The sequence below is a fragment of the Pseudoalteromonas sp. CF6-2 genome, assembly GCF_021729425.1.
GTDB lineage: Bacteria > Pseudomonadota > Gammaproteobacteria > Enterobacterales > Alteromonadaceae > Pseudoalteromonas > Pseudoalteromonas arabiensis.
The window spans coordinates 2,387,863-2,411,342 of the sequence record NZ_CP091442.1; the positions used below are offsets into that span (position 1 = coordinate 2,387,863).

22 protein-coding genes and 5 tRNA genes are annotated in these 23,480 nt (G+C 41.5%); 5 read left to right on the forward strand and 22 right to left on the reverse strand.

Annotated elements, in window-relative coordinates; all coding sequences use genetic code 11:
• Positions 1-237: 237 nt before the first annotated feature.
• From tig to L3Q70_RS11105, 6 genes are all read right to left on the reverse strand, one after another.
• Positions 238-1,542: a trigger factor gene (tig, locus tag L3Q70_RS11080; protein WP_062569848.1), complete on the reverse strand. Its 1,305-nt coding sequence runs from the start codon at positions 1,540-1,542 to the stop codon at positions 238-240.
• Positions 1,543-1,982: 440 nt separating this feature from the next.
• Positions 1,983-2,059 (reverse strand) — tRNA-Pro (locus L3Q70_RS11085).
• Between the two features lie 124 nt (positions 2,060-2,183).
• Positions 2,184-2,260: transfer RNA gene (locus tag L3Q70_RS11090), tRNA-Pro, on the reverse strand.
• A gap of 16 nt (positions 2,261-2,276) precedes the next feature.
• Positions 2,277-2,352: transfer RNA gene (locus L3Q70_RS11095), tRNA-His, on the reverse strand.
• Positions 2,353-2,375: 23 nt separating this feature from the next.
• A tRNA-Arg gene (locus tag L3Q70_RS11100) sits at positions 2,376-2,452 on the reverse strand.
• A gap of 50 nt (positions 2,453-2,502) precedes the next feature.
• Positions 2,503-2,579 (reverse strand) — tRNA-Pro (locus L3Q70_RS11105).
• A gap of 327 nt (positions 2,580-2,906) precedes the next feature.
• Between L3Q70_RS11105 and folD the strand changes: the two genes are divergently transcribed.
• Positions 2,907-3,761, forward strand: coding sequence for a bifunctional methylenetetrahydrofolate dehydrogenase/methenyltetrahydrofolate cyclohydrolase FolD (folD, locus tag L3Q70_RS11110; RefSeq protein WP_062569846.1), 855 nt, complete (start codon positions 2,907-2,909; stop codon positions 3,759-3,761).
• A 45-nt stretch (positions 3,762-3,806) separates the two neighbouring features.
• Here the strand turns inward: folD and L3Q70_RS11115 are convergent, their stop codons facing one another.
• A complete protein-coding gene (locus tag L3Q70_RS11115) occupies positions 3,807-4,691 on the reverse strand; it encodes an EamA family transporter (RefSeq protein WP_237114275.1) in 885 nt (294 codons plus the stop codon).
• A 137-nt stretch (positions 4,692-4,828) separates the two neighbouring features.
• Positions 4,829-6,208 (reverse strand): cysteine--tRNA ligase, encoded by a 1,380-nt coding sequence (cysS, locus tag L3Q70_RS11120; RefSeq protein WP_237114276.1) that lies wholly within the window; start codon positions 6,206-6,208, stop codon positions 4,829-4,831.
• Between the two features lie 177 nt (positions 6,209-6,385).
• Here cysS and L3Q70_RS11125 point away from each other — a divergent pair, with 177 nt between their 5' ends.
• The 3 genes from L3Q70_RS11125 (at position 6,386) to L3Q70_RS11135 (ending at position 8,511) form a co-directional block, all read left to right on the forward strand.
• Positions 6,386-6,877 (forward strand): peptidylprolyl isomerase, encoded by a 492-nt coding sequence (locus tag L3Q70_RS11125; protein ID WP_062569843.1) that lies wholly within the window; start codon positions 6,386-6,388, stop codon positions 6,875-6,877.
• Between the two features lie 53 nt (positions 6,878-6,930).
• On the forward strand, positions 6,931-7,662 hold the full coding sequence (locus L3Q70_RS11130; protein WP_237114277.1) for a UDP-2,3-diacylglucosamine diphosphatase: 732 nt from the start codon (positions 6,931-6,933) through the stop codon (positions 7,660-7,662).
• A 90-nt stretch (positions 7,663-7,752) separates the two neighbouring features.
• Positions 7,753-8,511 (forward strand): transporter substrate-binding domain-containing protein, encoded by a 759-nt coding sequence (locus tag L3Q70_RS11135; protein ID WP_167346346.1) that lies wholly within the window; start codon positions 7,753-7,755, stop codon positions 8,509-8,511.
• A 64-nt stretch (positions 8,512-8,575) separates the two neighbouring features.
• Here L3Q70_RS11135 and L3Q70_RS11140 read toward each other — a convergent pair whose 3' ends face one another.
• Together L3Q70_RS11140 and miaE are read right to left on the reverse strand one after the other, a co-directional pair.
• A complete protein-coding gene (locus L3Q70_RS11140; RefSeq protein WP_237114278.1) occupies positions 8,576-9,700 on the reverse strand; it encodes a hypothetical protein in 1,125 nt (374 codons plus the stop codon).
• 245 nt (positions 9,701-9,945) lie between these two features.
• Positions 9,946-10,704, reverse strand: a complete 759-nt coding sequence (gene miaE / locus L3Q70_RS11145) for a tRNA isopentenyl-2-thiomethyl-A-37 hydroxylase MiaE (RefSeq protein ID WP_062570042.1) — start codon at positions 10,702-10,704, stop codon at positions 9,946-9,948.
• A 229-nt stretch (positions 10,705-10,933) separates the two neighbouring features.
• On the opposite strand from miaE, the gene L3Q70_RS11150 reads away from it, so the two are divergent.
• Positions 10,934-11,533 carry a Yip1 family protein gene (locus tag L3Q70_RS11150; RefSeq protein WP_062569839.1) on the forward strand — a complete coding sequence of 200 codons (600 nt, stop codon included), beginning with the start codon at positions 10,934-10,936 and terminating at the stop codon, positions 11,531-11,533.
• A 73-nt stretch (positions 11,534-11,606) separates the two neighbouring features.
• Here the strand turns inward: L3Q70_RS11150 and purF are convergent, their stop codons facing one another.
• From purF to L3Q70_RS11210, 12 genes are all read right to left on the reverse strand, one after another.
• Entirely contained in the window at positions 11,607-13,133 is a 1,527-nt protein-coding gene (gene purF / locus L3Q70_RS11155; RefSeq protein ID WP_062569838.1) for an amidophosphoribosyltransferase, read from the reverse strand.
• An 18-nt stretch (positions 13,134-13,151) separates the two neighbouring features.
• Entirely contained in the window at positions 13,152-13,646 is a 495-nt protein-coding gene (locus L3Q70_RS11160; protein ID WP_036969851.1) for a CvpA family protein, read from the reverse strand.
• A 61-nt stretch (positions 13,647-13,707) separates the two neighbouring features.
• Positions 13,708-14,337, reverse strand: a complete 630-nt coding sequence (locus tag L3Q70_RS11165; RefSeq protein WP_237114279.1) for an SPOR domain-containing protein — start codon at positions 14,335-14,337, stop codon at positions 13,708-13,710.
• Positions 14,338-14,348: 11 nt separating this feature from the next.
• Entirely contained in the window at positions 14,349-15,614 is a 1,266-nt protein-coding gene (folC, locus tag L3Q70_RS11170; RefSeq protein ID WP_237114280.1) for a bifunctional tetrahydrofolate synthase/dihydrofolate synthase, read from the reverse strand.
• Positions 15,615-15,639: 25 nt separating this feature from the next.
• Positions 15,640-16,515, reverse strand: a complete 876-nt coding sequence (gene accD, locus L3Q70_RS11175) for an acetyl-CoA carboxylase, carboxyltransferase subunit beta (protein WP_062569835.1) — start codon at positions 16,513-16,515, stop codon at positions 15,640-15,642.
• Positions 16,516-16,673: 158 nt separating this feature from the next.
• Entirely contained in the window at positions 16,674-17,468 is a 795-nt protein-coding gene (truA, locus tag L3Q70_RS11180) for a tRNA pseudouridine(38-40) synthase TruA (RefSeq protein ID WP_062569834.1), read from the reverse strand.
• A 103-nt stretch (positions 17,469-17,571) separates the two neighbouring features.
• Complete coding sequence (locus tag L3Q70_RS11185; RefSeq protein ID WP_062569833.1) at positions 17,572-17,904, reverse strand: Na+/H+ antiporter subunit G; 333 nt, start codon at positions 17,902-17,904, stop codon at positions 17,572-17,574.
• An 8-nt stretch (positions 17,905-17,912) separates the two neighbouring features.
• Complete coding sequence (locus L3Q70_RS11190; RefSeq protein WP_062569832.1) at positions 17,913-18,182, reverse strand: K+/H+ antiporter subunit F; 270 nt, start codon at positions 18,180-18,182, stop codon at positions 17,913-17,915.
• Positions 18,176-18,712 carry a Na+/H+ antiporter subunit E gene (locus tag L3Q70_RS11195; protein WP_237114281.1) on the reverse strand — a complete coding sequence of 179 codons (537 nt, stop codon included), beginning with the start codon at positions 18,710-18,712 and terminating at the stop codon, positions 18,176-18,178. Before L3Q70_RS11195 ends, L3Q70_RS11190 begins: the two co-directional genes overlap by 7 nt.
• On the reverse strand, positions 18,713-20,230 hold the full coding sequence (locus tag L3Q70_RS11200) for a monovalent cation/H+ antiporter subunit D (protein ID WP_062569830.1): 1,518 nt from the start codon (positions 20,228-20,230) through the stop codon (positions 18,713-18,715).
• Complete coding sequence (locus L3Q70_RS11205) at positions 20,227-20,571, reverse strand: Na+/H+ antiporter subunit C (protein WP_062569829.1); 345 nt, start codon at positions 20,569-20,571, stop codon at positions 20,227-20,229. Before L3Q70_RS11205 ends, L3Q70_RS11200 begins: the two co-directional genes overlap by 4 nt.
• Positions 20,571-23,363, reverse strand: a complete 2,793-nt coding sequence (locus L3Q70_RS11210) for a monovalent cation/H+ antiporter subunit A (protein WP_062569828.1) — start codon at positions 23,361-23,363, stop codon at positions 20,571-20,573. The genes L3Q70_RS11205 and L3Q70_RS11210 overlap by 1 nt, the downstream gene beginning before the upstream one ends.
• Between the last annotated feature and the right edge of the window lie 117 nt (positions 23,364-23,480).

Consider the following 23,480-nt stretch of genomic DNA (forward strand, 5'->3'; position numbering starts at 1 on the left):
CAATAAGGAAAGCACATTTATACTAATATTAATAAAGCTATCTATTTAATCTTTTAAACTATATAGGAACTTATCAGAACAAATTCAATCCTCGTCGAACAAAGTTCTGCAATAACATCAGCATTGTTGGTTTTTGTGAAACTAATATCCACAAACTAAAATGGCCCGGGTACGCTGTATAAATACAGAGTAACACGAGCCATTTAATCGCTAGCGAGAGCTTAAGTCAATGACTTATTAAGCACCTTGCTGTGGATTCATGATGTCGTCGAATGCTTTTTCAACGTCAGTCACGTTTGCTTTAGCTAGAATTGCTTCAACTGCTTGCTCTTCCATAGCAACGTTGCGCATTTGTTGCATAAGCTGATCGTTTGCTTTGTAATATTCTACAACTTCAGTTGGATCTTCATATGCAGATGCAACCGTTGCAATTAGCTCTTCAACTTTAGCATCATCAACTTTAAGCTCGTTCGCCTTGATAACTTCACCTAATAATAGGCCAGTTTTAACGCGAGTAATAGCTTGCTCGTGGAAAAGCTCAGCTGGAAGCTCAGGCATGTTTTTAGCGTCACCACCGAAACGTTGTGCAGCTTGCTGACGTAGAGCATCAATTTCTTGATCTACTAGCGCTTTTGGCACTTCGATTTCGTTATTTTCTAAAAGACCTTTGATTGCTTGATCTTTAACGTTAGCTTTAACCGCTTGGTCAAGCTCACGCGTCATGTTCTTTTTAACTTCTTCTTTAAGAGCGTCAACACCGCCTTCAGCTACACCGAATTTAGTTGCGAACTCATCATTAAGCTCAGGAAGCTCTTGCGTTTCAACTTTTTTCACAGTAATTGTGAAAGAAGCCGCTTTACCTTTCAGGTTTTCAGCGTGGTACTCTTCAGGGAAAGTTACTTCAGCAACAACTTCTTCGCCCGCTTTTTTGCCAACGATGTTGTCTTCAAAACCTGGGATCATACGACCTTGACCAAGTTCTAGAGGGAAGTCTTCAGCTTTACCACCTTCAAACTCTTCACCGTCGATAGAACCAACGAAATCGATAGTTACACGGTCATTCTCACCTGCAGCTGCGTCAACTTCAGTCCACGAAGCATGTTGCTTACGTAACGTTTCTAGCATGTTAGCTAAGTCTTCATCAGTGACAGAAACAGCTGGTTTTTCAACAGCGATTTTATCTAAACCTTGGATTTCAACTTCTGGGTAAACTTCGAAAGTTGCATCGAATTCTAAATCTTTACCAGCTTCTAACGCTTTTGGCGCGAAAGTAGGTGCACCTGCTGGGTTAATTTTCTCTGAAACGATTGCTTCAATGTAGTTGCGTTGCATTAATTCGCCAGCAACTTCTTGACGTACTGCTGCACCGTAACGCTTGTTGATGATAGACGCTGGTACTTTACCAGGACGGAAACCATCGATACGCTGGGTTTTAGACAGTTGTTGTAAGCGTTTTTTTACTTCAGTCTCAACGTTCTCTGCAGGAACGGTGATGGTCAGACGGCGCTCAAGGCCTTGAGTCGTCTCAACAGAAACTTGCATGATTTACCTCAATCTTCAATTTTGGCGACTGTTCGCCTTCCTTACAAACAAGGTGATCTCTATGAGTGATAGCAAGTTTTAACGCTGAAAATTTCAACTTAAAACGGCGCATTGTAACCATGAGATACCATTGCTGCTTTGCCTCTATGGGCACTATGTTAAACAATAGACGCGGCATTATAACCTAATATTTATGATAGTCGAGTCTAGGGGGCAATTATTTGGCGTATATAGCAGCAATCAGCGTTCAAATGCGTAAAAAACGAACGCAGTAAAATAACAACGATGAATTAAGCTGGTTTGAAGGTATGTAATATGAATTTAAGAAGCTTTTAGTGAGGAATTAAAGCTTAAAAGTGGTCGGCGATGAAAAATTTACACCTTCGACTGAATTGGATATACCCAAACCAATCGTTCTTTGACCTTGAACTTTCTAAAAGTGGTCGGCGATGCAGGATTTGAACCTGCGACCCCTTGGACCCAAACCAAGTGCGCTACCAAACTGCGCTAATCGCCGATACTGAGAGAAGTTTTGAAAATAAATACCACAATTTAAAGTGGTCGGCGATGCAGGATTTGTACCTTCGACTGAATTGGATATACCCAAACCAATCGTTCTTCGACCTTTAACTTTCTAAAAGTGGTCGGCGATGCAGGATTTGAACCTGCGACCCCTTGGACCCAAACCAAGTGCGCTACCAAACTGCGCTAATCGCCGATATCTTTGAGTAAATTGGGGTGACTGATGGGGCTCGAACCCACGACAACCGGAATCACAATCCGGGGCTCTACCAACTGAGCTACAATCACCACGGCATTTACATATTTTCAAATGGCGCACCCGGAAGGATTCGAACCTTCGACCAACGCCTTAGAAGGGCGTTGCTCTATCCAGCTGAGCTACGGGCGCATCGAAAACTTCAAAAGTTTGCCTGTAAGCACCGCTTCTTAAAGAAGAAGTGGTCGGCGATGCAGGATTTGAACCTGCGACCCCTTGGACCCAAACCAAGTGCGCTACCAAACTGCGCTAATCGCCGATGCTTACTATTGTTTGCGAGTGACCTCGTTAACAACGGGGTGCATAATAGTGATTTGGCTGGGTTAGGTCAAACATTTTTTTAAGAAAATAATTCAATCGGTCACTTTTAGTTCATAATGGTTAAATATTGCAAATATAAGCTAAAATTTGGACTCTTTTTTATAAATCGGCGCTTTATATAAGATTGCATCTTGGCGCTATGATGCTTTTCTGCGAAAATACGCAACATAAAATAAATATGATTTATTTATCCACACCCCTTTATCGGATAATCATATTTAAATGTATCAGTATCAAGTTAACTAACCCCAATGAAAGGTCACCCATGACGGCAAACATCATCGATGGTAAGGCAATAGCTAAACAAGTACGCAGCAATGTAGCAGAACGCGTTGCAGAGCGTGTAGCGAACGGATTACGTGCTCCAGGACTCGCAGTCGTGTTAGTAGGTCAAGATCCAGCAAGCCAAGTGTATGTTGGTTCTAAACGTAAAGCATGTGAAGAAGTCGGCTTTGTATCTAAGTCTTATGATTTACCTGGCGACACCACTGAACAAGATTTACTTGCATTAATAGATCAACTAAACGAAGACAAAGAAGTAGACGGTATTTTAGTTCAATTACCTTTACCGCAAGGCCTTGATGCTGAAAAAATTCTTGAGCGTATCACTCCTCATAAAGACGTTGATGGTTTCCACCCGTATAATATTGGTCGCTTAGCGCAGCGTATGCCTGCACTTCGTCCTTGTACGCCAAAGGGGATCATCACCCTACTCGACTCTACAGGTGTTCGTTACAAAGGCATGCATGCTGTGGTTGTTGGCGCATCAAACATTGTTGGTCGCCCTATGTCACTTGAACTTTTACTTGCAGGCTGTACAACAACGGTGTGTCACAAGTTTACTCAAGATTTAGAAACGCATGTTCGCCGCGCTGATTTATTAGTTGTTGCGGTTGGAAAGCCTGAGTTTATTCCGGGTGACTGGGTTAAAGAAGGTGCCATTGTGATTGATGTGGGCATTAATCGTCTTGATTCGGGTAAGCTTGTTGGTGACGTTGAATACGATGTAGCAGAACAAAAAGCACATTTTATCACGCCTGTACCTGGTGGTGTTGGCCCGATGACTGTGGCAAGCTTAATCGAAAATACGCTTGAAGCTTGTGAAAAATATCACAGCTAAACGCTAAGTTTTGTAAAAGGGCTGCCAATTGGCAGCCCTTTTTGTTTATGCTTTTTGTCTACTAGAACGAATAACCTTCAACATCTGTGGCAGTACTGAAAATACGATCATCATGGCCATAATCAAGTATTGCCAATCTTGGTATTGCTCGCTAAGTAAAATAACAGCACATACGATACCCGCAATTGGGTTTGCAATAGTCCCGAATGAAAACTCAGCAACAGTCATACGCCCTAATAACCACACATACAGTATATAGGCGATGGCGGTATTGGGCACGATTAACCAAAAGAATGCAGAATATTGCAGCGTTGAGATAGGCTCAAATACCACTTGGTATTGCTCTGAGTGAAGTAAACTGCCATCAATAAACGCAGCCAATAATAAAATAGTGCCGCCAATGATTAACTGCCAGGTAAGTACAACCCACCAATGTATATGCACCGACAAACTTTGTACTAAGGTGCTACCAATCACAATAGTAAGTAAGGCCCCAAATAAAGCAGCCACTCCCAATACATTCAATGCTACGTGTGCTGGGTCAAACAACAACCACGCCAATACCACCAGCGTCATAGCGCAGAATGCTTGAATTTTTGCAGGGCGCTGCCCTTTCGTAAGCCAAGCATATAACAAAGCCACAACAGGCACAGACACCATCCCTACCCCAGCAATGGCAGCAGGAAGATTCACTGCCATAATAAAAATAAACGCAAAAAACAGCGCAATATTCACAGCGCCTAAGGTCAATAAACTTGGCCACTGAGAGCGGGTCGGTAAACTAGGTTTAAGCAATAAAAGTAATAACCCTGCAGGTAATGCACGCACTGCGCCTAATAACAATGGTGGCCAATCTGGTGTGGCATATTTAGTTACTGCGTAAGTGGTACCCCATAAAAAGGCAGGGATCATGGCAAGTAAGATATTCAAAGTCAGTCCTTGTTAAAGCAAAGTAACGCCAAGGTAAAACCTCAACTTTAGTTGAGGTCAATATTAAGAATAAATTTTTAAAACAAAAAAGGTTGCCGACATTGGCAACCTTTTGATGTGCAATTTTAGATTGATACTTATGCTTTACGCCATGTTGTTTTGCCAGCAGAATCTTCCAGTACCACACCAAGTGCATTCAATGCATCACGGGCTTCATCAGCCGCCGCCCAATCTTTACTAGCACGGGCTTCATTACGTTTTGCGATTAACGCTTCGATATGTGCAACTTCGTCATCAGCTTGGCCACCTTGTAAAAAAGCTTCTGGGTCTTGTTGTGCTACACCTAATACCTCTGCAACACTGCGCAATACATAAGCAAGTTTACCTGCTTGCTCTGCATCGCTGTCTTTAACACGGTTTAGCTCTTTTGCTAACTCAAATAACACAGGTAGCGCTTCTGGGGTGTTGAAGTCATCATCCATCGCCTTTCTGAATTTAGCCACATATTCATTGCCTGCTAAATCGCATTTAATTGGCGTTACGCCGCGCAGTGCAGTGTAAATTCGCTCAAGAGAAGAGCGCGCTTGCTCAAGGTTTTCTTGCGAATAGTTAAGCTGGCTACGGTAATGACCTGAAATTAAGAAGTATCGAACTGATTCAGCATCGTACTCTTTTAATACATCACGCACGGTAAAGAAGTTGTTTAATGACTTAGACATCTTCTCTTTATTAACCTGTACCATACCTGTGTGGATCCACGTATTCACGTATTTACCGTTATTTGCACAGCATGACTGAGCAATTTCGTTTTCATGGTGCGGGAACTGTAGATCTGAACCACCACCGTGAATATCAAAGTGCTCACCTAGGTGTTTAGAGCTCATTGCCGAACATTCGATGTGCCAACCAGGACGCCCTTCTCCCCATGGTGATGACCATGATGGCTCGCCAGGCTTGGCTTTTTTCCAAAGTACGAAATCAAGTGGATCTTGCTTATCTTGTGCAACTTCAACGCGAGAACCAGCCTGTAGCATGGTTAGGTCTTGTTGCGATAAAGCACCGTATTGCTCAAAGGTTGATACATCAAACAATACGTCGCCATCTGCTGCAACATACGCATGGCCTTTAGTAATTAAACGCTCAACCATCGCGATGATTTCATCCATATGGTTTGTCACTGTTGGCTCAACATCTGGACGCAGCATATTTAAGCTATCAAAGTCTTCATGCATCGCCTTGGTCATACGCAAGGTTAAATCATTGATTGATTCGCCATTTTCATTAGCACGCTTGATAATTTTATCGTCAACATCAGTAATGTTACGGACATATTTTAAGTCATAACCAATGTGGCGAAGGTAACGAACAATGACGTCAAAACCGACGAATGTACGGGCATGACCGATGTGACAGTAATCATAAATGGTGATACCACACACGTACATGTCGATTTTGCCATCAACAAGGGGTTTAAACTGCTCTTTTTGTCGCGTAAGTGTGTTGTAAATTTGTACCATTTATAAAATGTCCTTAACGGTGTTTTGAGATTCTTTATGGTAACACTTGCAAAGCCGCTGCTCTAGCGCTTTATCAATTGAATAAGCACTTTGTTAATCTATCTCAACAAGCTCTTTGTTAATCCAAGTCAACTACTATAAAATAGACCCATTATTAAACCAGATATAGGAAACCTCATGGTTGTACTACACACAAACTTTGGTGACATCACTATCAAGATGCACGAAAGCGATGCACCAAACACAGTTAAAAACTTTTTAGAGTATGCAAACTCTGGCTTTTACAACGGTACTATTTTTCACCGTGTAATTGATGGTTTTATGGTACAAGGCGGTGGTTTTGAGCCAGGTATGGTTCAAAAAGAAGTAAACAACCCTATCGAAAACGAAGCTAATAATGGCCTTGCGAATAAAGTAGGTACATTGGCAATGGCACGTACGCCGGATCCACATTCAGCGACTGCGCAGTTCTTCATTAACGTTAACGACAATGACTTCTTAAACTTCAGCAGTGAAACATCACAAGGCTGGGGCTACTGCGTGTTTGCAGAAGTTGTTGAAGGTATGGACGTGGTAAACAAAATCAAAGGTGTTGCAACTGGCAGCGCTGGTTTCCACCAAGACGTACCACTTGAAGATGTAATCATCGAAAAAGTAACGGTTAGCTAATTTAACCGTTAAGTTTTTTAAGCGGGCCTTTGCCCGCTTTTTTGCGAGTAACCATGAAACAAAGCTATTTTATTGCCGATCTCCATTTAACAGAAAACCGCCCTGACATCACCACAGCATTTTTTGATTTTCTTGATAACAAGATTATTAATGATGATGTTGATGCACTGTACATTTTGGGTGACTTTTTTGAAGTATGGGTAGGTGATGACTATCAGACTGATCTTTCAAAGAGTGTTGCCGCACGTTTAGGCCTAGTAAGTGAAAGTGGTACAGAGGTGTTTTTTATTCATGGCAATCGCGATTTTATTATGCGAGAAGGCTATGCAAAAAGCGCGAGTATGACTTTATTGCCTGAGCAGGTCGTTATTGATTTATATGGCACTCCAACAGTTATCTTGCACGGCGATGAAATGTGCACCCAAGATGTTGAATATCAAAAGTTCCGCAAAAAAAGTCGTGGTTGGTGGTGGCCTAAACTAATGCTTGCTATGCCGCTTTGGTATCGCAAAAAGATTGCCCGCAACGCTCGTGAAAAATCTAAACAAAGCCAAGCTGGCAAAGCGTTAGAAATCCTTGATGTAACTGAAGATGCGGTATTAGCAATGTTTGAAAAGCATCAGGTTGCTAATATGATCCACGGTCATACACACAGACCCAACGTACATCACTACAGGGTAAATAATAAGACATTGACTCGCACTGTACTCGGTGATTGGTATGAGCAAGGGTCGTACCTAAGGGTTACACCTGCTAATCAAGAGCTAATCAGCTCGCCACTTTAAATAATAGAAACTTTGACTATGCTTGAATAGAGTTTTTACTAAAAAGCGTGTGTCATGATTGTTCGGTTAACCTGTTTGTTTTGTTGTTTAATGCTAAGTTTTTCTCCTTATAGCCAAACTTGGCGATTAGTCACAGAACCATTCCCACCTTTCCTTATCGACAACAACGAAAAGCCGGGCTGGGTTCATGAACTCGTTGTTAGCGCACTAAAAAGTCAAAATAAAAATGTAGAGATTGAGTATACTCATTGGGCTCGCGCATTAAAGCTTGCGCAGCGACATAAACGTGTCGCGGTTATTGGTGCTTTTTATACCCTAAAAAGGGCGAAAATATTTACCTATTCTCTACCTCTTGCGACAGCTGATATTGTGCTTTTGAAACGTGCTGATAGTGAGATTACCTATTCAGGTTCCTTATACTCTCTGACTCCTTACACAATCAGCAAAGGAGAAGACTATGTTATAAGTGAGGAGTTTGAACACCACCCTCAACTTGCGGTTACGACAACACATAGTCTAATAGAAAGCTTAACCCTTTTAATACATGGCCGTGTAGACCTCGTTGCCGGCACAAAAGAAGTCGCATTATACTGGTTAGAAAATAACGAAACCTTGCAAAATTTCAAACACTCGGAAATAAAGGTCATCACCCCTTTCCTATCAACTCAAATGTTACACGTTATTACGGCCAAAGATCACCCTCAATCTGACTATTTTCAGCAAGATTTATATACAGGGTTACAAACTATTGTGGCAAATGGAGACGCCGAAAAAATATTAAAACGTTATGATTTTGACACGAATCAAACTGACAAAGTTTTAGCGTTGCTTAGCAAAAATTTTAATTAGCCAAGTTCGTAAGTCATTTATTTTGCTTAGTATAGAGGCTATAACGCCTCTATACTAAAATAACCTAACAGCCAGTGCTCACGGAATTATTTGTGCAAGTTGTCACCCCACCCGAGGTCGAACAGGTTGTATAATTTATTTCTCGAGTACAGCCACCCCCTCTAATAAGCGTCCCCCCTCCTGGGCCTGTAACAATCCCGCCAATTCCACCACCTCCAGGCGAACTCATTTGCGTTGTTGCACCTTCAATACTTTCTAAATTTTCGATTAAACAATTAGAAACAAGTGTATCTGTTAAAGTAACATTGATGCCACTCATAAAAGTGCCAATTTCAATGCCATCAACGAGTGAAGCCCCTCTATCTAGAGTGAAAGTAAGATTCAGATCTCTTGCCCCATTAGTTATTGATTGACCATGATAACCCACTTTAAACACTAATTTATTACTTGAATTACCATAAGAACGCGTTGCATACACACCGACTTTATCGTGGCTTAATGAAAGTGAAATCCCTGCACTATTTTTACCAATATGAATCCCCGAAACTTTCACTTGAGTATCAGTAATAAACTCATTCCAGCTACCTTTACCAAGGCGAGTGGCTATTTGAGCATGCATTTCTTTTTTAATACTTCTACTTGCATCAATGCTCGTTAAATAAAAAGATGGGTGATTGGCACAACTTTCATCAGAACTAGCAAGCGTGGAACGTGTTGAATCATCCCCCCAGTTTCCTGCATGTACAGTCACTGTTGAGTTAGTTGTAACAGTACCGGCTTCATTCACAGCCCGCCTAAATTCACTATCTATCTCATAAAAGTCATCAAGTGCAGCGGCTTCAGCGCTATTGAGTGTAGTATCTATTGCTTTGACTTTTACCGCTTTACTATACTGGGTTTGTTGCTCTGTAGTAATTATAAATTTAAACGCCACTCGCTGCAGTGCATTAGCAACAATAACCTCTTTTGAAGTTATATTACAAAGATAGGTCGTTACCCCAAACTCTGGCTTACCATCATTTAAATTCCTAACTTCACAGTTAGGCCTCTCATAATATAATTTTGCAATACGCAGTGCCTCTCTATAGTCACATGTATCACACGCTTTTGCTTCTGTAAGTGCTGCTGCAGCATCATTTGCAATAAACAAAGCGCTTACAGCCAACATTAATATCAACTTATATTTCATCTTATTTCCTTACCCTCAATATCAAGGGGTCATCCATTTTGTTTTAATCAAGGTTATAAAATACATACGTCAATACTTTGGACCATTTATGGGTACTTTAGATTTACAGCATTGTCAATATTTATTTTTTTATAAAGAATAAGGCTCTTGAAAATAGCTGGGGGTAGGGTTTATAAAATAAGAAAGTAAAATGATAGCAAAGAGCTTATTAATAATCGCTCCTTGCTGTTGGATTACATCGCTTTTTAAACTGGCACGCCACTGTGAAACTTAAAATCGTCATCAGGCGTTGCAATCAGCTCAGCCTCAATTTGACCAAAAAAATCAACACGCTCGGTAATATCAAATTCACTGATTTCCTGTGCAAGGGTCAAGTAATCTTGGTAATGACGGGCTTCTGAGCGCAGTAATGAAATATAAAAATCCCCTAACCGCTTATCAACATGAGGAGCGAGCTTAGCAAACCGTTCACACGAGCGGGCTTCGATGTAAGCACCGATAATGAGTTTATCGACTAGCGCATCTGGCTCATAGGTTTTTACATGGCGCAGCATACCCTTTGCGTAGCGACATGGCGTAATGCTTTTATATTCAATACCATACTCATCCATGATCTCAAGCACTTGATAAAAGTGATGCAGCTCTTCTTTTATAAGCATGACCATTTTATCAATCAGATCTTGCCCGTAAGGCGAGTTCGATTTTGGAATCATTGATTTAGTTAGCTTGTTTTTATCTGCAAGCTCTCGCCAATCCCCTTCTCGTTTATAAATAAGTGTTTCAAAAGGTTTTAGCCATGCAAGTAATGCATCACCACTTTCTTTATCAACTGCATACTTACGAATTAAAAACATCGCTGACTGAGCAGCTTTCAATTCACAAATAAGGTGATCAATTAATACCACATCTAAGTTTTCTTGTTTGATTGCCGCAGCAATCCACTCATCTGGCGTTTCACACTTTAAAAAAGAATGGATAGGAGCGAGTAAAGCAGAGTAAGGCACTAAATAAATTCTCATCAATAAACGTGGTTAGATTTTACCATATAAATACACCGCCATTCTATGACCCATATCAGTGCAAAACTAATTTCTATATGTACTAAAGACTTATACATGGCCCGTCACTTCCAGTATTTCAGGTTCTTGACAATATTTAATAAGTGGACCATAACTTAATCAAAGCTGTACAAAAATAAAACAGCTCATATTCCTATTTACAGGGGCAACAATTATGATTTTGAACCACTTATGGGGCTTATACGCCCACCCACTCGAAGAATGGCAAACAATTGATAACCGCCATGAAAGCTTGCGTTATAGCTTATCGCACATCTTACTCATTGCATGTATTCCATCCATCATGGGCTATTATTCATCAGTCCATCTAGGTTGGAGCATTGGCTCTGGCGAGGCAGTATTTTTAACGCATGATAGCGCGCTTCTGATTGCGATAGCCATGTACTTTGCGCTTATAGTTGGCGTATTTGCACTGGCTTACTTGGCGCATTGGATGGCCGTGACCTTTGGTGCAAAACCTACCTTTACTCAAACCCTAGAACTTGCTGCTTACACAGCAACGCCGGTGTTTATGTCTTCATTTGCGGCGTTTCTACCAGAGCTTTGGTTTGTGGTGTGTGTAGGCCTTGTAGCCCTCGCCTACTCTGTTTACCTGCTCTACACTGGGGTGCCAATTTTAATGCACATTCCTGAAGAACGAGGCTTTATTTATGCCAGTTCAGTGGTCACTTGCGGATTAATTCTACTGGTCATAATCCTTGCTGCGACAGCAATTCTGTGGACAAACGGTATTGTCCACCCGATGTTTACCTAAATTATTTCCTTTCTTTCCACAAGCAAAAAAGGAGCTATCTAGCTCCTTTTTCATGTATTAGTCTAAAAACTAATTAGTCTGCACTGTTTTCTTCTTGGTTATGTAATTCTAAACCTGAAGACATTGCGTTTTCACGCGTTGATTTTGCAGAATCATTACGTAGACGATCGATATGGTTAAGATATTCTTGATCGATATCACCCGTTATATATTGTCCATCGAATACCGAGGTTTCAAAACGCGTGATTTCAGGGTTTTCTTGGCTCACCGCTGAGATTAAATCATCAAGAGACTGGAAAATGAGACCATCAGCACCAATGCTTGCATTAATATCTTCCACTTCACGACCATGAGCAATTAACTCAGCAGCCGAAGGCATGTCAATTCCATAGACATTCGGGAAACGAATTTCTGGTGCAGCTGATGCAAAATAAACATTCTTTGCACCCGACTCACGAGCCATCTCAACGATTTGCGCTGACGTAGTACCACGAACAATTGAGTCATCGACAAGCAATACGTTTTTGCCCTTGAACTCACGGTCAATGGCATTCAGTTTTTGACGAACTGACTTCTTACGCATTTCTTGACCTGGCATGATGAAGGTACGGCCAATGTAGCGGTTTTTAACGAAACCTTGACGGTATGGCAGGTTAAGCGCTGATGCAATCTCAAGCGCCACATCACATGATGTTTCAGGGATTGGAATAACCACGTCGATGTCTTTATCAGCCCATTCACGTGCTATCTTTTCACCTAACTTAGTCCCCATGTTTACACGCGTTGCATAAACAGACATACGATCAATGGTTGAATCTGGTCGCGCAAAATAAACGAACTCAAAAATACACGGCGAATACGTTGCTTTTTCTGCACACGCTTGTGAGAAAAGCTGACCTTCTTCAGTTACGTAAATAGCTTCACCTGGCGCTACATCGCGGACAAACTCAAAGCCATCTGTTTTTAATGCAACGCTTTCTGATGCAAACATGTACTCAGTACCGTTCGCTGTTTCACGCTTACCAAATACAAGCGGACGAATACCGTTCGGGTCACGAAAGGCAACAATACCGTGGCCGATAATCATTGCTATTGTTGCGTAACCACCCGTTACTTTGTTATTTACTTGTGTTACTGCTGTAAATATATCTTCAGCATCGAGTTTAAGTTTATTAGACTTACTTAACTCATGCGCCATGATATTAAGTAATATTTCAGAGTCAGATGTTGTATTAACATGACGGCGAGCTTCTGAAAATAATTGCTCTTTTAATGCTTCTGCGTTTGTTAAATTACCATTGTGCGCAAGTGCAATACCAAACGGTGAGTTAACATAGAAAGGTTGCGCTTCCGACGAGCTAGAAGATCCAGCTGTCGGATAGCGAACATGACCAATACCAATCGTACCTTGAAGGCGTTTCATGTGACGGGTATGAAACACATCTTTCACAAGGCCGTTGGCTTTACGTAAGCTAAACGTATTATTTTCAATGGTAATGATGCCAGCTGCATCTTGACCGCGGTGTTGCAAAACAGTTAAGCCATCATACAGCGCCTGATTAACAGGAGAAGTTCCGACTATGCCAACGATACCACACATTAAATTTATCCTCGCCGATTAACGGTTTACCGAATTTAAAAAGCTCGAGTTGTTTTCGAGGTACGAAAAAAACCACTCAACAACAAAGCCAAATTCTGGAATCAAAATAGAGTTACCCCACCAGTGCGTATTAGGTGCACCGGTAAAAGCATCAAGAAAGAAGAGTAACGCGCTTACGACCAACACGCCACGAAGAGCACCAAACACTATGCCGAATACACGGTCGGTGCCAGATAAACCAGTACGTTGTACAAGCTCACCTAAAATATAGTTTAGTAATCCACCCAACAGGAGTGTCGCAAAGAATAATATGGCTATTGCGGCTGCATTTCTTAAAAGGGGTTCTGAAATACTTGTTAGGAAGGAAGCTAAATATTGGTAAAACAAACTAGAGATGATAAATGCGCCAGCCCATACAGCTAATGACATTGCTTCTTTTACGAAGCCACGTATTAAGCCGATGATAGTGGATAGTGCAATAATGCCAAGTATGGCGTAATCAACCCAGATCATAAGAACCAACTAGTCGTTAATTTGGGGCGCATTCTATAAGACAAGCGGAGGAATTGCCAGATCATTTTGTAATTTCAAACTGAGTAACTTTGCCGTTTAACTTGGTTAACTGCTTTAACTCAACAAGCTTACTTTCTAACTCTTTCTTGCTAAGTGAAGGACCTACAAAGACTTTTGTCAGTGTTCCGTTCGGGGTTTTGATTGGACGAGTAAAGGTTTTAAAGCCATTCGCTTTGAGCTTTTCAAGTAACGACTTTACATTAGGCGCATGTGAGAAACTACCTAATTGGATTACATAAGCCATTTGCGTGAGGTTTTCTTCTGGCTTACGGGCAGGCTCCGATGTTTTTACTACTGGCTTGGCTGCTTTAACAACTTCAACAGAATCTTGAGTTGATGCTTCAACCATTTTAGGTGCATCATCAAATTGCTCAGTTTGCTCTGCTGTAAGCTCAGCATCATTCGCTTGTGCACTTTCGACAGGTATTTCAGCAGGCTGCTCTGCAGAGGCAACTTTACTATCAATTTCATCTTGTAAGTCAATCGTTGTGAACTCAGGGCGTTCAGGAATTGCTTTAAAACCTTCTGTATAGTGAACTTTCTCTCCATCCAAAATATTTGGAATAAAGACAATAGCCGCCACAACCACTATGGTGGTCCCTACTAAGCGATTAATAAACCCTGCGTTCACCGAATTCCTCTCTATTTTTTAAAATAGCTGATTGCTGCAGCCACGGTTATAAATGAGCCAAACACAATTACTAAGGTGTTATTGTCTACATTTGGTAATAGTGTGTCTAGCGCAGTTTCAACACTGTCATATTGCGTACTAGGCGCTGTTGATGTCGTTTCAGCCAATGCCTTTGCAAGGTTTTCAACCTTATCGCCGCGAAAACAATCTAAACTGGCTAACGACCACTCATGAACAACATCCGCCACGGCTGACATTGCTGCTACTTTATCTTTATCTGCAAGCATAGCGACTAATGCATGAATTTTAAACCCTTGATCTTTATACACGCTTAATTTACGCGCCAAATAACGGGCCGATTCAGGGTTATGTGCCACATCGGTAAAAATAAGTGGCTGTTCATTTAGCTGCTGAAAACGTCCTTCAACTGTTAAATTAGCTAAACAATCACGTACTTGTTGCTCACTAGGTAGTAAGTCAAGTTTAGCCAATAAGGTCAACGCAGTGGCAGCATTTTGACAAGGGATCGCAGGTTTAGCTAAGCGCCAATCTTTACCTTTGTACTGCCAATTAAAACCTTCACTGTCTTCAGTGAATTTAAAATCACGGCCAGATAACACCATATCAGCATCAATTTCATTACCGTAATCAGTTACTGTATGCGGAATCTCTAAGTCACCCACAATTGCGGGGATGTGAGGTCGGAAAATACCTGCTTTATCGTAGCCAACAAGCTCGCGTGTATCACCTAGGTATTCTTTATGGTCTAGATCGATAGTTGTGATCACACACGCATGTGGTGTGACAATATTCGTCGCATCATAGCGGCCACCTAAACCCACTTCTAACAATACATAATCAACAGCGTGTCGTTTAAAAATTGCCAGTGCACCTAACGTACCGTACTCAAAATACGTCAGTGGCGTCTCACCACGGCCCTTTTCCAGCATATCGAAAGCATCAACATGGAATTGGTCATCAAGCTCTTGGCCATTAATACGTACGCGTTCGTTGTAACGAATTAGGTGTGGAGAAGCATATGTACCCACACTAAAACCTTGTGCTAGTAATAGGCTTTCTAGGCAACGCGCTGTGGTGCCTTTACCATTGGTACCTGCAATTAAGATTATTTTGCTCGGTGTATCGAGTAAGCCAATTTGGTTTGCAACGCGAGCAACGCGCTCTAGACCCATCTCGATATTGGCAGGGTGAACACTTTCTAAATAACAAAGCCAATCATCAAGGCTTGATGATTGGCTAGGAAGGATTTCTGTCATAGCGATTAATCAGTTAAGCTGAAATTTACGCTACTCTATGCTCTTGTTCAGTAGAAGGCAAGTTCATAAATTTCGCTAAGATACGCGCAAGGGTGTCACGCATTTCACGACGGTCAACAATCATGTCGATTGCACCGTGCTCTAGCAAAAACTCACTGCGTTGGAAACCTTCAGGCAGAGTTTCACGGACTGTTTGCTCGATTACACGAGGGCCGGCAAAGCCAATAAGTGCTTTTGGTTCAGCAACGTTTACATCACCAAGCATTGCCAGTGACGCAGATACACCACCCATTGTTGGGTCGGTTAATACTGAGATAAACGGTAAGCCTTTTTCGCTCATTTTCGCCAGTGCAGCACTTGTTTTTGCCATTTGCATCAATGACATAAGTGCTTCTTGCATACGGGCACCGCCTGATGCTGAAAAACAAATAAGTGGCATATTATGCTCTAAACATTGATCTACAGCTTCAACAAAACGAGCTCCGACTACTGACGCCATAGAGCCACCCATGAACGAGAACTCAAAAGCAACAGCAGCAACAGGAATACCTTTTAGGCGACCTTTCATTGCCACAAGTGCGTCTTTTTCGCCGCTTGCTTTTTGTGCTTGGGTAATACGGTCAGAGTATTTTTTAGAATCTTTAAACTTTAATACGTCTTTTGGTTCGTGCTCTGCACCAATTTCTTGACGATCAGCGTCATCTAAAAAGTTTTCAAGACGTTTACGGCCACTTAAACGCATATGGTGATCACATTTTGGACATACGTTAAGTGACTTTTCTAATTCTGCTTTATATAAAATTGAATCACAGTCTGTACACTTTGCCCAAACCCCTTCTGGGATTTCTTTTCGGCCTGACGATTTAGTCGTTTTAGGTAAGATTTTTTCTAACCAACTCATTTGCAACTCTCTTAATACTGTTCTGTGTCGCAGTCTGCTTAATTGGAAATACTGATTGGTATTTCTGACAACCAATAAACAGACAGATTTTTTCAATTAAAACATGAATTACCCGCAGACGATATAAAAAACTGGTCTTAGTAGTGTACTACCAAGTGTTAACTGTCTGAATCAGGTAAAAACAAAGGCCCTAATGGTGTTTTAGGGATCTCAAACTGCTCAGGGTAATCCACATCCACTAGATAAAGACCCGCAGCTTTAGCTGTCGCACTGGCTTTGGCTCTCTCTTTTAAATCAAGTAACTCTTTTAACCAAACAGGTTCATGCTTATGTAAACCAATGTCCATCAAGCAACCAGTAATATTACGTACCATGTGATGTAAAAACGCATTGGCTTTAATATCAATGATCACATAATCACCTTGGCGTTTTACCGACAAATGGTGAATAGTACGATTTGCTGTATTTGCTTGGCAATGCAGTGCTCTGAACGATGTAAAGTCGTGTTCACCTATTAAATACTGACAGGCTTGTTGCATTTTAGTTTCGTCTAATGGGTGATGAAAATGAGTAACGCCTTCACTCATAATGGCACCGCGATAGGTATAATTATAGATTACATAACGATAACGGCGTGCTGTCGCACTAAAACGTGCGTGAAAATCTTCAGAAACAGGCTTAGCAAAACGAATAGAAATATCTTTTGGTAATAGGGTATTCATTCCCATCGTAAACGCCACCATTTCGCGTTCAGCATGAGTATCAAAGTGCACAACTTGGCCTGTACCATGAACGCCTGCGTCCGTGCGACCCGCACAAACAATCTCAACAGGATGATTACAAATACGCGACAACGCTGTTTCTACTTCTTGCTGTACGCTGTTGACGTGTGATTGACGTTGCCAACCACTGTAACGGGCGCCGTTGTATTCTACTCCAAGTGCTACTCGCATAATGATCTATTTACCTAGTGTGCTAAATGACGGGGCATTCTATGCGATCTGCCCGTGCAATAAAAGCCAAGAGCGCAGATCACATATTGATAAATACTACAGACTAATCTTCTTCGATGTTGTCTTGGCCTTTGGTGCCCTCTTTTGCACGCAATTTATGGTGAATAGCCGATTTAATCAGCATGTAACCACTGATAGGTGCTGTAATGAGCAAAAAGATAGAAATAAGAATTTCTTTTACACTTACACCATCGTGTGTGAAAGTAAAATAAACCATCGCCGCTATTAACAGTGAAGCCATACCCAGTGTCGTCGCTTTGGTGGGCCCATGCAGGCGCATAAAAAAATCAGGCATTTTAACCAAACCGATTGAGCCTATCAGAATAAAGCAACCACCAATTAACAATAAGATTGAAACAACCCATTCACTCATCATTTGTTACCTTATTCAATAATATCGCCGCGTAGCAAGTATTTACATACTGCTACCGTACTCACAAAGCCAAGCATCGCAATTAATAAAGCCGCTTCAAAATATAAATCTGTATCCATGCTCATACCGTAAAGAATGATTAATGCAATGGTATTTATAAACATGGTATCAAGCGCTAAAATGCGATCTGGCACTGAAGGCCCAATAATAAGACGCCATAAATTCAATAAAAGTGAAATGGCAATCATCCCATACACAATGAGGAATACCGTATCTAACATCGGAAAATCTCCTTAAGCGGGGCTTCGTAACGCTGTTTAATCTTATTAATAAGTTCAGCTTCATCTGCTAAATCCAGCACATGAATTAGCAAATAACGTTGCTCAATTTCTTCACCTTCTGCAAGCGACTCTGGAATGGGATACACCTCAGCACTGACCGTACCCGGCGTTAAAGATACTGTACTTGCTAATATCGTAATGGGCATATCATGACTTAAATCAAGTGGCACCTTAACAAAGCCAGGGCGTAGCCTTTTAGTTGGCCCAAGGATCAGTAAGGCAACCTGCAAGTTAGCCGTTACAATATCGTACAAGACTAACAGTAAATGCCTAATTGCAAGGCCAGGTCGAACAATTAACGGCTGTGGATCCCGAAATGGAAAGGTGATCCATGGAATTGTGATCGCAAAAAGGGCTGCAAGCAGTAGATGCCCAGGCGACACACTATTGTTGAGCAACAACCACACGACGAAGAGTAAAACACTGCGAAACGGAGTGGGTAGCCAACGAAAACGGGCTTCTAAACGCATTTAGCGGCCTCCCTGTAGTACATTATTAATACTGGTGTTGATATCGAACAATTGCTCAGATGTCGCAAGCATAAAATCTGAAATTGGACCGGCAAAAATAACCATCAAAGGAGAGCAAACTAACAATAGTAACATCGCCGTGACTTTTAATGGGTGTGCCTTTATACCTTCAACAGCTTCACTTTCTTTGAATTTTCGGTCCCAAAAAAGGCTTGTGCCAGCACGAGAAATAGCAACCAATAAGGCTAAACTTGAAAGTAAGTAAATTGGCCAAAACACCATGCCCTTCTCACTATCTAAGGTACTTTTTAGAATCCAAATTTTACCTACAAAACCAGACAGTGGAGGCATGCCTACTACTGTTAAGGCAGCAATTACAAAGCTAATTCCTAATAAAAAAGGTTGTGCCACAGCACGCCCTGCAACAAGGCGATCGGCCACTTTTCCACGCTGATGCGCAATCAAATCAGCCAGTAAAAAGAGCACAGCACAAACAATCGTTGAATGAACTAAGTAGTAAAGTAACGCCGCAGTCGCCGCTACATTCTGAATAGCGACTAACGCAACCAATGTACCCACTGATACGATCACTAAGTTTGCAATGAGCTTTCTAAAATCTTGGCTTGCAAGAACGCCTATCGACCCCAGAATGATGGTCGCTAATGCAAGCCCCCATAACCAAGGTTGTGCCATGTGTGCAAGCTCACCCGCGTTATCACCAAAGATGACGGTGTACACACGAAGCATGGCATACACACCCACCTTAGTCATGATCGCAAATAAAGCGGCTACAACTGGGGTGGCACTTGCGTAGGTATTAGGCAACCACAAATGTAGCGGTAACAACGCTCCTTTAAGGGCGAAAACTACAATGAGTAGTAACCCCCCTATTTTAGCTAAATAAACATCATCACCTGTTAACTGAGGTACTTTCTGGGCTAAATCAGCAATATTTAAGGTACCCACTACGCCATATAAAACACCAAGCGCAATAAGAAATACACTCGAGCCAATCAGGTTAAGAATCACATACTGTAGAGCTGCACGGGTGCTGTGCTTGTCCCCGCCATGCATCAATAATGAATAAGATGCGATTAGCAGCACTTCAAAAAATACGAATAGGTTAAATACATCCCCAGTTAAAAATGCACCGTTCACACCTAAAATTAAGAAATGAACAAGAGGATGAAAGAAGCTTCCTTTTTTATCATCACCTGCGCAGCTATATAGCACAACAACCGCACCAAGTAAGCTGGTCAGCACTACCAGCAAAGTCGCTAGTCTATCTGCAACCAATACAATACCAAAAGGAGCCGACCAGTCACCGATGGCATATACCATGGGTGCCGTACTATTTACATGAAGTAGTAAAAATGCACTAACGGCAAGGGTTATAATCGACATTAATACCGACATCACACGGCGAATATGAAGATTCTTACCGCATGGAGGCATGAGTAAAATAATGCCTGTCAGCATGGGAATTAAGATAGGTAAAGAAGCCAAATGCTGAATCATTTTCGCTCCTTTGAAGACTTAACTAAATGTCCATCAACATGATCATTACCCAAATCGGCACGACCACGAATTGACAAAATAACGACAAAAGCGGTCATTGCAAAACCGATTACAATAGCCGTTAACACTAAAGCTTGAGGGAGTGGATCTGCATACTCACTGGCACTGCCCAAAACCGCTGCTTTATTAATTGTTAATCGCCCTGATGAAAACAAGAATAGGTTTACCGCATAAGACAGCATGGTTAAACCTAACACGACCGGAAAGGTTCGCGCTCTTAAAATTAAATAAATGCCGCATGCAACCAGCACGCCCACGCATGATGCGTACAATACTTCCATTAAATATTTACCTCTTGCTTGGGTGTATTAGCCGTTAGTTTTCCTAAACTAGCTAAAATCATCAGCGTTGCACCTACAACAGTTAAATACACACCTAAATCAAATACGATAGCACTGGCAAGTTCTGTTTTGCCAACTAACGGTATATCAAAATAATCAAACCACGTTGTTAAGAATGGACGACCAAATGCCCAGCTTCCAACACCTGTGAATAAAGCGATAGCAATGCCCGATGCGATAATCTTACGGTAATTCACATCAAACCGCTCTGCTATCCAATTAGAGCCATTCGCCATGTACTGTAGTATAAATGCAATGGCTGTGACTAAGCCTGCGATAAATCCACCGCCTGGTAAATTGTGGCCTCGTAAAAAGATATATGCAGAAACTAACAATGCCAAAGGTAATAAGCTTTGTGAAATACTTGCAAGAAGAATTGGATAACGCTCCCGCGCCCACGGACGCCCTTCACTATCACTTGCAGGCATAAATAAAGGTAAATTGATAAGCAATTTATAAATACCTAACGCGGCTATACCTAAAACGGTGATTTCACCTAAGGTATCAAAGCCCCTAAAGTCGACTAGAATAACGTTCACCACGTTTGTACCACCACCGCCAGTTTTAGCATTGGCAACAAAGAAGTCAGAAATTGACTCAAGTGGTCTTGTTAATAGCGCATAACAAATACTCGCCACAACCACACCTATAGCCGACGAAATCCCCAGATCACGTAAAATACGTAATGAGCTTGACTCTTTTGGAGTACGCTGTGGTAAGAAGAATAGTGCTAGCATCAGTAGCATCACAGTGACTACTTCAACCGTAAGCTGTGTCAGTGCTAAATCTGGCGCAGAAAAGCGAGTAAAGGCAACGGACACCATCAGGCCTACGATTGAAATCATGATTAAAGATATCATCCGTGAACGATGCCAAAATACGGTTGCTAATGCACCAATAATCAACAAACCAGCACCAATGGCATTATGAAAATCAATAGGCGTTAGCTCACTGGCACCAGCAAGTTGACGCATTTCAAACAAAGGCCATCCAGCGCACAGTAAAACAACCGTAATCATGACAAAAGCGTAGCGTTGCAACGAGCCATTTTCGATATGATTTATCTTCTCTTGTGACCACTTGATCACACGGTATAACCCCCCCTCAAAACCTTTTTTCGCACTGATTGTTGGCAATGATGCTTGGAACTGGAACAAATACTTACGCTGTACATAAATCAGTATTCCGCAGCAGGTTGCAATAAAGCTCATTAATAGAGGTAAGTTAAATCCATGCCAAACAGATAATTTATAATCGGGTGCAGCATCCCCCAGCACAGCGTAGGATGCTGAGGCCAAAATATCACTGACGGCAAAGTGAGGGAACATACCGACCAATAAACACAATACCACTAAAATTTCGATAGGTACGCGCATGTAGCGCGGCGGTTCATGGGGCTCTTTTGGTAAATCAATCGGGTCACCATTGAAGAAAACATCATGTATAAAGCGTGCTGAGTACGCTACAGACAAGGCACCCGCTAAAGTCGCTAATACAGGAATAAGCCAAGACATAGAACCCAGTACCTGCTGGTGCAAGGTTTCAGCAAAAAACATTTCTTTTGATAAGAAACCATTTAACAGAGGCACCCCTGCCATAGAAGCGGCGGCCACCATAGCAAGAGTTGCTGTATATGGCATAAAACGCCACATACCATTTAACTTACGCATATCACGGGTGCCAGTTTCATGGTCAATAATACCCGTCGCCATAAACAATGACGCTTTAAATATCGCGTGATTAATAATGTGGAAAATAGCTGCCACAGTTGCAAGTTCGGTATCTAAACCTAACAGCAATGTGATTAGACCTAAGTGACTGATAGTAGAGTAAGCAAGCAGTCCCTTTAAGTCATGTTTAAATAACGCAATGTAAGCACCAACAAGTAAAGTCGATAAACCTGTCATCGCGACTAAAATAAACCACGTATCAGTACCTGATAGTGCAGGATAGAATCGCGCAAGTAAAAATATACCGGCTTTAACCATGGTTGCTGAGTGTAAGTATGCACTAACGGGTGTCGGTGCAGCCATAGCATGAGGTAGCCAGAAATGAAAAGGAAACTGCGCAGACTTAGTAAATGCACCTAATAATATAAGTACCAGACCCACTTCATATAAGTCGTGTGATTGAATTAATGCTTTACTAGCAAGAATGACATCAAGGTTATAGCTACCAACAATATCACCAATTAAAAGTAAACCCGCTAATAACGCAAGACCGCCCGCCCCCGTAATTGCTAGCGCCATTCTTGCACCTTTTCGTGCTTCTGACTTATGCCACCAATAACTAATTAATAAAAACGAGCTAATACTTGTTAATTCCCAAAATAGCCATAGTTGAATGACATTGTTAGACATCACAATGCCAACCATGGCCGTCATAAATAGCATAAGGTAACAATATAACTTGGGCAGTGAGTCGTTATTACTTAAGTAATAGCGTGCATAGAAAATGACTAGAGTACCAATACCCAAAATCATATAAAGGAATAATAAACTTAACCCGTCAAGTCGAAATGAGACTTGCATATTCAACAGTGGGATCCAATCTGCTGTATAGCGGATAGTTTCACCAGAAAAAACGGCTGGTGTATAGGAAAATACGATTCCAAGAGCAATCAAAGGCGCTAACATGGTCAAAGCAGTGCTTTGATTACGTGTTAGTTTTGAAGTGCAGGATGAAATAACACTGCCAATCAAGGATAACAGGGGTATCCAGAGCAAAGTCATAATAAGGAGCCTTTTAGTGTCATAAGAATATCAATACCGCTGCTAGTTATAATTAGTTGCGTACTGTTCATTTGGATGGTTAAAAGTTGGCTTCAAAAAAAGCTTACAATGCGTATA

Excerpts from the sequence above, each read along its gene's own strand:
- tig (WP_062569848.1), bottom strand. The coding sequence starts at position 1,542 with ATGCAAGTTTCTGTTGAGACGACTCAAGGCCTTGAGCGCCGTCTGACC.
- folD (WP_062569846.1), top strand. The coding sequence starts at position 2,907 with ATGACGGCAAACATCATCGATGGTAAGGCAATAGCTAAACAAGTACGC.
- cysS (WP_237114276.1), bottom strand. The coding sequence starts at position 6,208 with ATGGTACAAATTTACAACACACTTACGCGACAAAAAGAGCAGTTTAAA.
- L3Q70_RS11125 (WP_062569843.1), top strand. The coding sequence starts at position 6,386 with ATGGTTGTACTACACACAAACTTTGGTGACATCACTATCAAGATGCAC.
- L3Q70_RS11130 (WP_237114277.1), top strand. The coding sequence starts at position 6,931 with ATGAAACAAAGCTATTTTATTGCCGATCTCCATTTAACAGAAAACCGC.
- L3Q70_RS11135 (WP_167346346.1), top strand. The coding sequence starts at position 7,753 with ATGCTAAGTTTTTCTCCTTATAGCCAAACTTGGCGATTAGTCACAGAA.
- L3Q70_RS11140 (WP_237114278.1), bottom strand. The coding sequence starts at position 9,700 with ATGAAATATAAGTTGATATTAATGTTGGCTGTAAGCGCTTTGTTTATT.
- L3Q70_RS11150 (WP_062569839.1), top strand. The coding sequence starts at position 10,934 with ATGATTTTGAACCACTTATGGGGCTTATACGCCCACCCACTCGAAGAA.
- purF (WP_062569838.1), bottom strand. The coding sequence starts at position 13,133 with ATGTGTGGTATCGTTGGCATAGTCGGAACTTCTCCTGTTAATCAGGCG.
- L3Q70_RS11160 (WP_036969851.1), bottom strand. The coding sequence starts at position 13,646 with ATGATCTGGGTTGATTACGCCATACTTGGCATTATTGCACTATCCACT.
- folC (WP_237114280.1), bottom strand. The coding sequence starts at position 15,614 with ATGACAGAAATCCTTCCTAGCCAATCATCAAGCCTTGATGATTGGCTT.
- accD (WP_062569835.1), bottom strand. The coding sequence starts at position 16,515 with ATGAGTTGGTTAGAAAAAATCTTACCTAAAACGACTAAATCGTCAGGC.
- truA (WP_062569834.1), bottom strand. The coding sequence starts at position 17,468 with ATGCGAGTAGCACTTGGAGTAGAATACAACGGCGCCCGTTACAGTGGT.
- L3Q70_RS11185 (WP_062569833.1), bottom strand. The coding sequence starts at position 17,904 with ATGATGAGTGAATGGGTTGTTTCAATCTTATTGTTAATTGGTGGTTGC.
- L3Q70_RS11190 (WP_062569832.1), bottom strand. The coding sequence starts at position 18,182 with ATGTTAGATACGGTATTCCTCATTGTGTATGGGATGATTGCCATTTCA.
- L3Q70_RS11195 (WP_237114281.1), bottom strand. The coding sequence starts at position 18,712 with ATGCGTTTAGAAGCCCGTTTTCGTTGGCTACCCACTCCGTTTCGCAGT.
- L3Q70_RS11200 (WP_062569830.1), bottom strand. The coding sequence starts at position 20,230 with ATGATTCAGCATTTGGCTTCTTTACCTATCTTAATTCCCATGCTGACA.
- L3Q70_RS11205 (WP_062569829.1), bottom strand. The coding sequence starts at position 20,571 with ATGGAAGTATTGTACGCATCATGCGTGGGCGTGCTGGTTGCATGCGGC.
- L3Q70_RS11210 (WP_062569828.1), bottom strand. The coding sequence starts at position 23,363 with ATGACTTTGCTCTGGATACCCCTGTTATCCTTGATTGGCAGTGTTATT.